Source organism: Bradyrhizobium sp. YCK136, from assembly GCF_044570075.1.
Lineage (GTDB): Bacteria > Pseudomonadota > Alphaproteobacteria > Rhizobiales > Xanthobacteraceae > Bradyrhizobium > Bradyrhizobium diazoefficiens.
In genome coordinates this window covers 683144-693963 of sequence record NZ_CP172424.1, presented here as the reverse complement: position 1 = coordinate 693963, position 10820 = coordinate 683144, and the positions used below count along the sequence as shown (strand labels likewise).

8 protein-coding genes are annotated in these 10820 nt (G+C 65.4%); 4 read left to right on the top strand and 4 right to left on the bottom strand.

Translation table 11 applies throughout. The features are described from left to right. Positions 1-2: 2 nt before the first annotated feature. The gene (locus ACFLEY_RS03350) at positions 3-1025 is read right to left on the bottom strand and encodes an ABC transporter substrate-binding protein (protein ID WP_011082923.1); all 1023 of its coding nucleotides are present in this window, start codon (positions 1023-1025) and stop codon (positions 3-5) included. A gap of 152 nt (positions 1026-1177) precedes the next feature. Here ACFLEY_RS03350 and ACFLEY_RS03345 point away from each other — a divergent pair, with 152 nt between their 5' ends. The 3 genes from ACFLEY_RS03345 (at position 1178) to ACFLEY_RS03335 (ending at position 4755) form a co-directional block, all read left to right on the top strand. Next, entirely contained in the window at positions 1178-1984 is an 807-nt protein-coding gene (locus ACFLEY_RS03345; RefSeq protein WP_060909991.1) for a creatininase family protein, read from the top strand. Between the two features lie 140 nt (positions 1985-2124). After that, on the top strand, positions 2125-2331 hold the full coding sequence (locus tag ACFLEY_RS03340) for a hypothetical protein (RefSeq protein WP_060909990.1): 207 nt from the start codon (positions 2125-2127) through the stop codon (positions 2329-2331). Between the two features lie 492 nt (positions 2332-2823). Further along, the gene (locus ACFLEY_RS03335; protein ID WP_060912842.1) at positions 2824-4755 is read left to right on the top strand and encodes a carbohydrate porin; all 1932 of its coding nucleotides are present in this window, start codon (positions 2824-2826) and stop codon (positions 4753-4755) included. A 201-nt stretch (positions 4756-4956) separates the two neighbouring features. On the opposite strand, the gene ACFLEY_RS03330 is transcribed toward ACFLEY_RS03335, so the two are convergent. Beyond that, entirely contained in the window at positions 4957-7032 is a 2076-nt protein-coding gene (locus ACFLEY_RS03330) for a methyl-accepting chemotaxis protein (RefSeq protein WP_060909989.1), read from the bottom strand. Positions 7033-7275: 243 nt separating this feature from the next. On the opposite strand from ACFLEY_RS03330, the gene ACFLEY_RS03325 reads away from it, so the two are divergent. Then, the gene (locus ACFLEY_RS03325; RefSeq protein ID WP_028175109.1) at positions 7276-8574 is read left to right on the top strand and encodes a hemolysin family protein; all 1299 of its coding nucleotides are present in this window, start codon (positions 7276-7278) and stop codon (positions 8572-8574) included. A gap of 248 nt (positions 8575-8822) precedes the next feature. On the opposite strand, the gene ACFLEY_RS03320 is transcribed toward ACFLEY_RS03325, so the two are convergent. Both ACFLEY_RS03320 and ACFLEY_RS03315 read right to left on the bottom strand, forming a co-directional pair. Next, complete coding sequence (locus ACFLEY_RS03320; RefSeq protein ID WP_011082930.1) at positions 8823-9062, bottom strand: PilZ domain-containing protein; 240 nt, start codon at positions 9060-9062, stop codon at positions 8823-8825. A gap of 102 nt (positions 9063-9164) precedes the next feature. Further along, positions 9165-10790 carry an FMN-binding glutamate synthase family protein gene (locus ACFLEY_RS03315; RefSeq protein ID WP_060909988.1) on the bottom strand — a complete coding sequence of 542 codons (1626 nt, stop codon included), beginning with the start codon at positions 10788-10790 and terminating at the stop codon, positions 9165-9167. Positions 10791-10820 lie beyond the last annotated feature (30 nt).

Genomic DNA, 10820 nt, shown 5'->3' with positions numbered 1-10820 from the left:
CGTTACGGCTTGCTCGGGCGCAGCTCGACGCCGACGCCCTTGTTGACGAAGCGCAGCGTATAGGACTTGCGGAAGTCGAGATCCGGCTTCACCACGCCCGCCTTCACCATCTTGTTGAAGAAGGAGGTGTAGCGCTCGTCGCTCATGGCGCCGATGCCGTTCTTCAACGACTCGCCGGAATCGACGATGCCGTATTCCTTCATCCTGGCGACGGAATAGGCAAGCAGATCGTCGGTCATCTCAGGGTTGAGCTTCTTGATCATGGCATTGCCGGCGGAATTATCGCCGTAGATATAGTTGTACCAGCCGATCATGGAGGCATCGACGAAGCGCTGCACCAGATCGGGCTTCTTCTCGGCGATGTCGCGGCGGGTCTCGATCAGGGTCGAATAGGTATTGAAGCCGTAATCGGCGAGCAGCAGCACGTTCGGCTTGAAGCCGGCGGCCTTCTCGACCGCGAAGGGCTCGGAGGTGACGTAGCCCTGCATCGCGCTCTTGGGATTGGCGATGAAGGGCTGCGGATTGAAATTGTAGGGCCGGACGTTCTTCTCGTTGAAGCCGTATTCGGACTTGAGCCACTGGAAGTAGCTGCTCATGCCCTCCTTGGAGACGAACAGGGTCAGCGGCTTGAGGTCCTCGATCTTGGCGACTTTGGCGTCCGGCTGCGTCAGCATCACCTGCGGATCCTTCTGGAACACCGCGGCGATGGTCACGACGGGAACGTTGTTGGCGACCGCATCGAACGACATCAACGTGTTCGCGGCCATGAAGAAATCGATCTTGCCGGCGATCAGCAGCATCCGGTTGTTCTCGTTGGGACCGCCGGGGACGATGGTGACGTCGAGCCCGTATTTCTTATAGGTGCCGTCGGCGACCGCCTGGAAGAAGCCGCCATGCTCGGCCTCGGCGACCCAGTTGGTGCCGAAGGTGACTTTGTCCAGGGTCTCGGCGCGCGCCGGGACGACCGAGACAAGAGCGGCCATCAAGCCCGCCGTTAACGCTCGCCGCAGATGAGAGAGGGTCATAATGGCACTCCGTCGATCGCTTCTGGCCCAATCGCTTCTGGCCCATGTGAAAGCAACGCGATAAAACCGCATGAGTTCGGGGACGCGAGCCGGCCAGGCCCGCGTCCCCTCATACGCCAAATTACGTGACAAATTCGGGCAAAGAAACCTTGATGATGCCGTCCCGCGACTGGACCGAGATCCGTTGGGCCGACGCCGTCCCTGCGGAGACATCGCGCTGGATCGCGGTGCTGCCGCTGGCGGCGACCGAGCAGCACGGCCCGCACCTGCCGCTTGCAACCGACGTGCTGATCGCGGACGCCTATCTGGCGCGCGTGCGCGAGCTTTTGCCCGCGACCATTCCGGTCAGTTTCCTTCCCGTTGAACCGGTCGGAATTTCCACCGAGCATATCGACTATCCGGGCACGCAGACGCTGCCGACCGACGTGGCGCTGAAAAGGTGGACCGCGATCGGCGAGGAGGTCGCGCGGCGCGGGGTGAAGAAGCTCGTCATCATCACCAGCCATGGTGGCAACAGCGCGGCCATGATGCTGGTCGCGCAGGATCTGCGCGCGCATCACAAGCTGTTCGTGGTGACGACGTCGTGGTCGCGCCTGTCGGGCGCCGACAAGCTGTTCCCGGCCGAGGAGGTGCGCCACGGCATTCATGGCGGCGCGATCGAGACCTCGATCATGCTGGCGCGCTATCCCGACCAGGTGCGCGCGGATGCGATCGCGGATTTTTCCGCGAGCAGCGTCGCGATGGAGACGCAGTATCGTTGGCTGTCGACGCAGCGGCCCGCGCCATTTGCCTGGCAGGCGCAGGATCTGAACGCCAGCGGCGCCATCGGCAATGCGACGCTGGCCGTACCTGAGAAAGGCGCGCAATTGTTGGATCAGGGTGCGCGCGCCTTCTGCGAGCTGCTCACCGAAGTCGATAACTTCGACGTGAACAGGCTCGCCAAGGGCCCTCTCGGCTAGGCCAACATCCTCCTGGAATCATTGAGGAAAGGACCTCACCCGGGGGGCGCATCCGCCGTCTTCGAACCGGACGCGCAGAGCCTCCGTCCAACTGGGCACGCGGGCCACAACGGACCGCCTCAACCCGGATGGAGTTTCACATGTCGATCAAGACCAAGATTGCCGCCGCAGCTCTCGCTGCCCTCGCCGTCACCGGCAGCATCGTGTCCACCACCTCCTCGGCCGAAGCCAAGCAGCCCGGCTGGGTCTGGGGTGTGGGTGCCGGCATCGCCACCGCCGCTGTGGTCGGCTCCGCGATCGCCGCCAGCAATGACCCCTATTACTACGGCTATCACCGCTGCGGCTGAGTCGCCCAGTACAACGCCTTCGGCCAGTACGTTGGCCGCGTTCGCAGCTGCTACTGATTTGAGTACCTGAGGCCGATCTCACGTGGATCCTGCGTCCGACACGGGCGCCTCATCCACCCCGTGTCGTGCCCCGACCCCGCCCGGCTGTCCCCCCGGGCGGGGTCAACTGTTTTGGGCCTGAGAATTTGTTGCAGTCACGTCACACAGCGGTGCGAACCATCACCTGCGGCAATCCGCTTCAGTTGCTATTGCGAATTAATCGCAATAAGGTTTGCAGCAGACACGGGGACTTGGGAAGAAATCGCGTCGGATCGAGATCATCTCGGCCGATCATGCGAGCAACCGGAACCTGGTGACAGGATCGTCGCGAATCGGCAGGGATGTCGGCTGCGGCTGATAGGACACATTCGCGTATTGGGGGCGTGCGTTTTGACGTTGAGAGGTCACCGTTACAGGTATTTGCGGACGGCCGCGGCAATCGCCTCGGGCGTGATGGTTTTGCCCGCCGCGAGCCGCGCGGCCGATCTGCCGCTGAAGGCACCGGCGCTGAAGACCGTCTATGACTGGACCGGCCTCTACATCGGCGCGCATGTCGGCGTCACCCGCGGCACGTCGTCGGCGACACTGATCGATCCGACGCTCGCGACCGACGACCATGTGTTTACCGGCGCGACCGGCGGCGTGCAGGCGGGCTACAACTGGCGCCTCAATTCGGGGCTCCTGCTCGGCGTCGAGGGCGACATCTCGTTTCCGAACTATCTGCCGTCCAACCACGTCGTGTCGTCGGCGGCGACCGTTCTGTCGAGCGCGGAGGAGCGCTGGGACTATGTCGCGAGCCTGCGCGCACGGCTCGGCTACACCAGCGGCAACTGGCTGTTCTACGCGACCGGCGGCGCGGCCTTCACCGGCGAGCGTTTCCTGTCGACGCCGACCGGCGGCACTGAGGAGAAGGTGTTGCACACGCGGTTCGGCTGGACCGCCGGCGGCGGCGTCGAATATGCCTTCGCGCCGCACTGGAGCGCGCGGCTCGAATATCTCTACAGCAAGTTCGACAACGCCAACGTCACCTTCCCGTCCGGCGCGCAATATTCGTCGTCGATGGATTTCCAGAGCCTGCGCATCGGCCTCAATCGCAAGATCGACTGGCCGGGCGTGCCGACCTACAACCCGAAGTCCGACGTCACCGACACCGAGTCCAGTCGCTGGGAGATTCACGGCCAGTCGACCGTGCTGGGGCAGGGCTACCCCGCGTTCCACGCGCCCTATACCGGAACGAACAGCCTGCTCCCGTCGCCGGATTTCCAGCAGACCTGGAGCAACTCGCTCTATCTGAATGCGCGGCTGTGGGACGGCGGCGAGGTCTATTTCAATCCCGAGCTGCTGCAGGGCTTCGGCTTCAACAACACGACGGGCGCTGCGGGCTTTCCCAACGGCGAAGCGCAGAAGTCCGGCTTCCCCTATCCGCACTTCAACGCCTCTCGCCTGTTCGTGCGCCAGACCTTCGGCTTCGGCGGCGAGCAGGAGGAGCTTGCCAGCGGGCAGCTTCAGCTCGCGAGCAAGGTTGACGTCTCGCGCCTCACCTTGCAGGTCGGCAAGTTTTCCGTGGTCGACGTGTTCGACGGCAATTCCTATGCGCACGATCCGCGCAAGGACTTCATGAACTGGTCGATCTGGGCGTCCGGCGCTTTCGACTACGCCGCCGACAAGCTCGGCCTCGGCTACGGCGCGACCGCCGAATTGAACCAGAAGCAATGGGCGCTGCGCGCCGGCTACTTCCTGATCGATGCCGTCTCCAACTCGAACAATTTCGACATGAACGTCGGCCGTCGTGGCGAATATGTCATGGAGCTCGAGACGCGCTACTCGCTGTTCGGCCTGCCCGGCAAGCTGCGCACGCTCGGCTTCGTCAACAGCGCCTTCTCCGGCAGCTATCGCGAGACGCTGGACAATCCCGCGTTCGGCGTCGACATCAGCCAGACCCGCCGCGGCCGCCTCAAATACGGCTACGCGTTCAACGTCGAACAGGCCATCACCGACGATATCGGCGTGTTCGGCCGCTGGAGCTGGAACGACGGCCGCAACGAGATCATGGCCTTCACCGACATCGACCGCAGCCTGTCCGGCGGCGTCTCGGTGAAGGGAACGAAATGGGGCCGGCCCGACGACGTCGTCGCCATCGCCGGCGCCATCAACGGCCTCTCGCAGGACCATCGCGACTTCATCGCCGCCGGCGGTCTCGGTCCGCTGATCGGCGACGGCCAGCTCAACTACCGCCGCGAACGCGTGCTGGAGACCTATTACGCCTACGCGCTGAACAAGGCGCTGACCTTCACCGCCGACTATCAGCTCATCGTCAATCCCGCCTACAACGCGGATCGTGGCCCGGTGTCGGTGTTCTCCGGCCGGCTCCACGGCGAGTTCTGAGCGCGCGCGCCTCGTCCTTCGAGACGCCCGCTTCGCGGGCTCCTCAGGATGAGGCTAAGCATTGGTGCCCGTCGAAACTGTGGCCGCGCACTCCGTCCTCATCCTGAGGAGCCCGCGAAGCGGGCGTCTCGAAGGATGGGCCAAAGGGACGTCGCTCTGCAAATACGATTGCGACCCCAGCGGGGAGAGGAGTTCGATTTTCTACGCGGCCCGGATCGCGTCCAGGAACTTTCCGACCTCGACCTTGAGGCGGCTGCTCTCGCCCGACAGCGATCTGGCTGCCGCGAGCACATTCGAGGATGCCGATCCGGTCTGGCTCGCGCCGCGCTGCACGTCGACGATGCTGGCGGAGACCTGCTGGGTGCCGCGGGCCGCCTGTTGCACGTTGCGGGAAATCTCCCGCGTCGCCGCGCCCTGCTCCTCGACCGCCGAGGCGATCGCGGACGCGATCTCGGACATGCGGGTGATGGTGTCGCCGATCGACTTGATGGCGCCGACAGAATCCTCCGTCGCCGTCTGGATTCCCGCAATCTGCTGGCTGATCTCGCCGGTGGCCTTGGCGGTCTGCTCGGCCAGCGCCTTGACCTCGGAGGCGACGACGGCAAAGCCGCGGCCGGCCTCGCCGGCGCGGGCCGCCTCGATGGTGGCGTTCAGCGCCAGGAGATTGGTCTGGCCCGCGATCTGGCTGATGAGCTCGACGACATCCCCGATCCGGCCGGCGGCCTTGGCCAGCTCGCCGACGTGATCGTTGGTCCGCCCGGCCTGCTGCACCGCTTCGCCGGCGACGCGCGCGGAGTCCTGGACCTGCCGGCTGATCTCGTCGACCGACGAGGCCATTTCCTCCGCCGCCGCGGCAACGGTCTGCACGTTGGTGGAAGCCTGCTCGGACGCTGCCGCGACGGTCGCAGTGACCTTTTCCGATTGATCGGCCGTGCTCGTCAGCGTTCCCGCCGAGGCCTCCAGCTCCGAGGATGCCGACGCCACGGTGTTGATGACGTCGCCGATCATCGCTTCGAAGTCGCGCGCGATCTGGTCCATCCGCTGGCTGCGACGGAGCTTCGCCTCGGCTTCGACCGCGGCCGCCTCGTCGGCGGCCTTCTTGGTCGCGAGCGAATCCTTGAAGTGCCGCAGCGAGCCCGCCACCTGGCCGATCTCGTCGTTGCGGCCCGTCGCGGGGATCTCGACCTCATGCTGTCCGGCGGCGAGCGTGCCGATAACGTCCGCGAGCCGGCTAAGCGGCGTTACCACGCGGCTGCGCAGCATCATGGTCACGCCACCGAGCGTCCCGAGCAGTGCCAGCACCGCCACGCCCGCAAGCGCGAGCATCGCCAGCGCGCCATCGCGCGCGGCCGCGGCGCGCTCGGCCGCTTCGGCCAGCGCGGCGTCGCGCACGCCGTAGAACATCTGGATGGCCGGCACGATAACACCGGCCAACTCTTCGGCGTTGACGCCGTACTTGCCGTCGCTACGGGCCGCCGGCATTTCCTTATCCACGACGAGCGCGGCTTTGCCGAAATAGGAGTCCGTCGCCGCCTTCAGCGCGGTGGCGATGCGGGGCGGGCTTCCGAGCTGGTCGATACCGGCCTCGATGCGCTCGCGGTCGGCCTCGACACGCCCCTGCATGCGATCCATCAGCGAGAACTCGGCCGCGGTGAGCGGCCGGCGTACGCTCAGCGCCGGCGACAGCGTGGCGGCGCGGCTGCCGGCCGAGACGCGCAGATCCTGCGCCGTCCGTGCCAGGCTCAGCAGCGCCGCAAGCGAGGAATCGGCATTGACGACCTTCGCCTCGAGCCGGTTCATGACCGGCTCGATATTGCCGAGCACCTCGGCAACACCGGGCAGGAAACCCTTGATCGCGGCGCTGTCGCGCGCCGCCAGCGGAACACTCATCGCGCGATCTGCCGCAGCGTTGATCTCCTTCAGCCGCCGCGCGGCACGGTCGAGATGCTCCGCAATCGCTCCGCCGTCATCCAGCACCATGATGGCCCGCCTTGCGCTCTCGAAGGCGGTTTCGGCGGCTTTTGCGGCCTTCGCGGCAGCATCGATCTGGGCCTGCGTCGCAGCGACCTCCTGGAAGATCGGTCCAATGTAGGGGGCACGAAGACCGGCGACTTGCTGGCTGACCATCAGGGTCGCACCAAAAGCGTCAACCGTCTTGATCGCATCGGAGCGGTTCGTGAAGATGCGCGCCTGGGGTATCAGCACCTCGGCGCCGAGGATGACTGCAAAAACCGTCACCGTCAGCATCGACAGCGCGAAGAGCTTCCCGATCCGCATCCTTGGGTCCCCGAATACATTGCTACAAATGTCGAAAACCTAGCTGGCGGCCACTAAGGGCCCGTTAAGCAACGGCCCGTAGTTCAGCGGAGTGCCTTGCGCCGCGCGGGTCGCCGGAAAGCTGTCATCGCCGGGTTCCCCGTGGTGCCAGATGCGACAGAATTGCCGGCATTCTCCTCGCAAAACACCTATATCAATGCTTGCGCCGCCATCCGGCCGCACTCGCATACCTCCGGAACATCAATGCTCTCGGTCGAACTCGTCATCGTCGTCGTCCTGATCGTCATCAACGGCCTGCTCTCCATGTCCGAGCTGGCCGTGGTCTCGTCCCGTCCGGCCCGCCTCTCGCTGCTCGCCGCCAAGGGCGTGCGCGGCGCCGACCGCGCGCTGACGCTGGCGGCCGATCCCGGCAAATTCCTCTCGACAGTGCAGATCGGCATCACGCTGGTCGGCGTGCTCTCGGGTGCATTCTCCGGCGCGACGCTCGGGCAACGGCTGGCGCAATGGCTGGTCGAGCTCGGCCTGTCCGCCGGCATCGCCGACATCGTCGGCGTCGGCATCGTCGTCACGCTCATCACCTACGCCACACTGATCGTCGGCGAGCTGGTGCCGAAGCAGGTGGCGCTGCGCGACCCCGAGAGCATCGCGGTCAAGGTCGCGCCCGCGATGCATGTTCTGGCGCGGATCTCGCTGCCGCTCGTCTTCCTGCTCGATCTCTCCGGCAAGCTGATCCTCACGCTGCTCGGCCGCGGCGGCAAGGCCGAGGAGAAGGTCTCGGAGGACGAGATCCATCATCTCGTCAGCGAAGCCGAAAATGCCGGCGTGCTCGAGCCCGGCGAGAAGGAGATGATCGCCGGCGTGATGCGGCTCGGCGACCGGCCGGTCGGCGCCGTCATGACGCCGCGCACGGAGGTCGACGAGATCGACCTGAACGACGCACCGGAAGCCATTCAGCAGATCATCGCCAAGAGCCCGCATTCGCGCTTTCCGGCCTCGGACGGCGAACGCGACAAGCCGATCGGCGTGCTCCAGGCCAAGGACCTGCTGGTCGCGTTCATGAGCGAACGCACGCCCGATCTGCGGGCGCTTGTTCGCGAAGCGCCAAGCATTCCCGCCTCGGCGGATGCCCGCGACGTGCTCGCGATCCTGAGGGCCGCTCCGGTCCATGTCGGTTTCGTCTATGACGAGTACGGCGCCTTCGAAGGCGTGGTCACCGCGGCCGACATTCTGGAATCGATCGTCGGCGCGTTCCATTCCGAGGAAGGCCCGCCGGAGCCGGCCTATGTCAAGCGCGCAGACGATTCGCTGCTGGTCGCCGGCTGGATGCCGGTCGACGAATTCTGCGAGCTGCTCGGCATCGAGCTGCCGCCGCACCACCGCTTCTACACCGTGGCGGGCCTCGTGCTGCAACACTTCAACGTGCTGCCCAATGTCGGCGACGCCTTCGACCTCGGCGGCTGGCACATCGAGGTGGTCGATCTCGACGGAAGAAGGATCGACAAGATTCTGGCGAGCCGTCGGGGTGAGCAGGCGGCGGCGTGAGTGCGCGCTTGCGTGAAGTGACGCATGCTGTCGCGCCAATCTCCACTCGTCGTCCCGAACAAGCGCGCCTCAAGCGCGCGCCGATCCGGGACCCATACTCCCAGGAAGCCGTTTGGCGAAGACTGGGTGTTCGGTACTACCACCAACCGCAATCGATCGATCACGCGGTATGGGTCCCGGATCTGCGCTGACGCTTGTCCGGGACGACAGCTGAGATTGTGGCTCGCGCTCATGCCAGATGCAGGCGCCTACCCGAACCTCACACCGATCCGCTTTTCCTTGCGCCAGACCACGGTGCACGCCAGATGCTTTCCGTCGGCCTGGATGAGCAGGGTGAAGTGTTCGGGAATGCCGACCGGGCTGGTAACGTCGAGGGCTGCGCCGGTGTCCGAGAAATTGCGGACAGTGCAGTCGATCGCGCCGCCACCGAACTCGATCGTTCCGGCCTTCAGCACGCGATGCCTGGCTTTGTTGCGTCGCTCGTCCATGGGATGAACTATACCCAAAGTTGAATCAGACGTTAAGCCCCCGCTCTGCTCGCGACAATTTCATGGCCTCGCGCGGGCCGCATCATGCCGTGGCCCGGCGCCTCACAGCGCCGGCTGGAACGTCTCCGCCCGCGCCATCCGCCAGGCGTCGCAGAAGCGCGGGTCCTCCGTGCCTTCGAGCAGTTCGCCCGGCCGCAGCGCCGGATAGAGCTGTGCGAAAGATTGCACCTGGGTCGTCGACCTCCGTTGACTGAAGTGGATCGGGCGCAGCTGCTGGGGATGTTCGAGGCCGGCCGCGGCGATCAGCTCGGTCAGCGAATGCAGCGTGGCATGGTGGTAATTGTGCACGCGGTCGATCTTGAGCGGCACGTAGAGCGCGCGCGCCCGCGTCGGGTCCTGCGTCGCGACACCGGTCGGGCAGCGGTCGGTGTGGCAGCTCAGCGACTGGATGCAGCCGAGCGAGAACATGAAGCCGCGCGCCGAATTGCACCAGTCGGCGCCGATCGCCATCGCCCGCGCCATGTCGAACGCGGTGGCGATCTTGCCGGAGGCGCCGAGCTTGATGCGGTCGCGCGCATTGATGCCGATCAGCGCGTTGTGCACGAAATTGACGCCCTCGCGCATCGGCATGCCGAGATGGTCCATGAACTCGAGCGGCGCCGCACCAGTGCCGCCCTCGTTGCCGTCGACGACGATGAAATCGGGATAGATGCCGGTCTCCAGCATCGCCTTGCAGATCGCCAGGAATTCCCAGGGATGACCGATGCACAGCTTGAAGCCGGCCGGCTTGCCACCGGAGAGGCGGCGCATCTCAGCGATGAACTGCATCATGCCAACGGGCGTCGAGAAGGCGCGGTGCGAGGCCGGCGAGATGCAGTCCTCGCCCATGGACACACCGCGGATCTTGGAAATCTCCTCCGAGACCTTCGCCGCTGGCAGCACGCCGCCATGGCCGGGCTTGGCACCCTGGCTGATCTTGAGCTCGACCATCTTGATCTGGTCCTGGCCGGCGACGCGCGCGAACGCTTCGGGATCGAACGAGCCGTCGAGATGGCGGCAGCCGAAATAGCCGGAGCCAATCTCCCAGATGATGTCGCCGCCCATCTCTGCGTGATAGGGGCTGAAGCCGCCCTCGCCGGTGTCATGGGCAAAGCCGCCCTTCTTCGCGCCGGCATTGAGCGCACGCACCGCGTTCGGGCTGAGCGCGCCAAAGCTCATCGCCGAGATGTTGAACACCGAGGCCGAGTAGGGCTTCTTGCAGTCCGGTCCGCCGACGACGACGCGAAACTTCTCCTCGGCATGCGCCTTCGGCGACACCGAGTGATGCATCCACTCATAGCCCTCGCGGTAGACGTCCTCCTGGGTGCCGAACGGACGCTTGTCGAGCTGCATCTTGGCGCGCTGATAGACCACCGCGCGGGTGTCGCGCGAGAACGGCATGCCGTCCTTCTCGCTCTCGAAGAAATACTGCCGCATCTCGGGGCGTATCTCTTCGAGCAGGAAGCGGATATGCGCCGAGATCGGGTAGTTGCGCAGCACCGCATGGCTCTTCTGGAGCAGGTCGCGGACGCCGAGCAGCGTCAGGGCGCCGAAGATCAGGATCGGGATCAGCAGGATGTCGAAGATCTTGCGGTCGGCGATGCCGAAGCCGATCAGGAGCGCGGTGACGACCGCGCAGATCGTCAGCACTATGAAGCGCGGCGAGAATGGCATCAGCAGGGTTTCCATGGCCCCCTCTTCCAACGGCCCACGCTTCGA

Coding starts and splice junctions, on each gene's coding strand:
- ACFLEY_RS03350 (WP_011082923.1), bottom strand. CDS start 1,025: ATGACCCTCTCTCATCTGCGGCGAGCGTTAACGGCGGGCTTGATGGCC.
- ACFLEY_RS03345 (WP_060909991.1), top strand. CDS start 1,178: ATGATGCCGTCCCGCGACTGGACCGAGATCCGTTGGGCCGACGCCGTC.
- ACFLEY_RS03340 (WP_060909990.1), top strand. CDS start 2,125: ATGTCGATCAAGACCAAGATTGCCGCCGCAGCTCTCGCTGCCCTCGCC.
- ACFLEY_RS03335 (WP_060912842.1), top strand. CDS start 2,824: ATGGTTTTGCCCGCCGCGAGCCGCGCGGCCGATCTGCCGCTGAAGGCA.
- ACFLEY_RS03330 (WP_060909989.1), bottom strand. CDS start 7,032: ATGCGGATCGGGAAGCTCTTCGCGCTGTCGATGCTGACGGTGACGGTT.
- ACFLEY_RS03325 (WP_028175109.1), top strand. CDS start 7,276: ATGCTCTCGGTCGAACTCGTCATCGTCGTCGTCCTGATCGTCATCAAC.
- ACFLEY_RS03320 (WP_011082930.1), bottom strand. CDS start 9,062: ATGGACGAGCGACGCAACAAAGCCAGGCATCGCGTGCTGAAGGCCGGA.
- ACFLEY_RS03315 (WP_060909988.1), bottom strand. CDS start 10,790: ATGGAAACCCTGCTGATGCCATTCTCGCCGCGCTTCATAGTGCTGACG.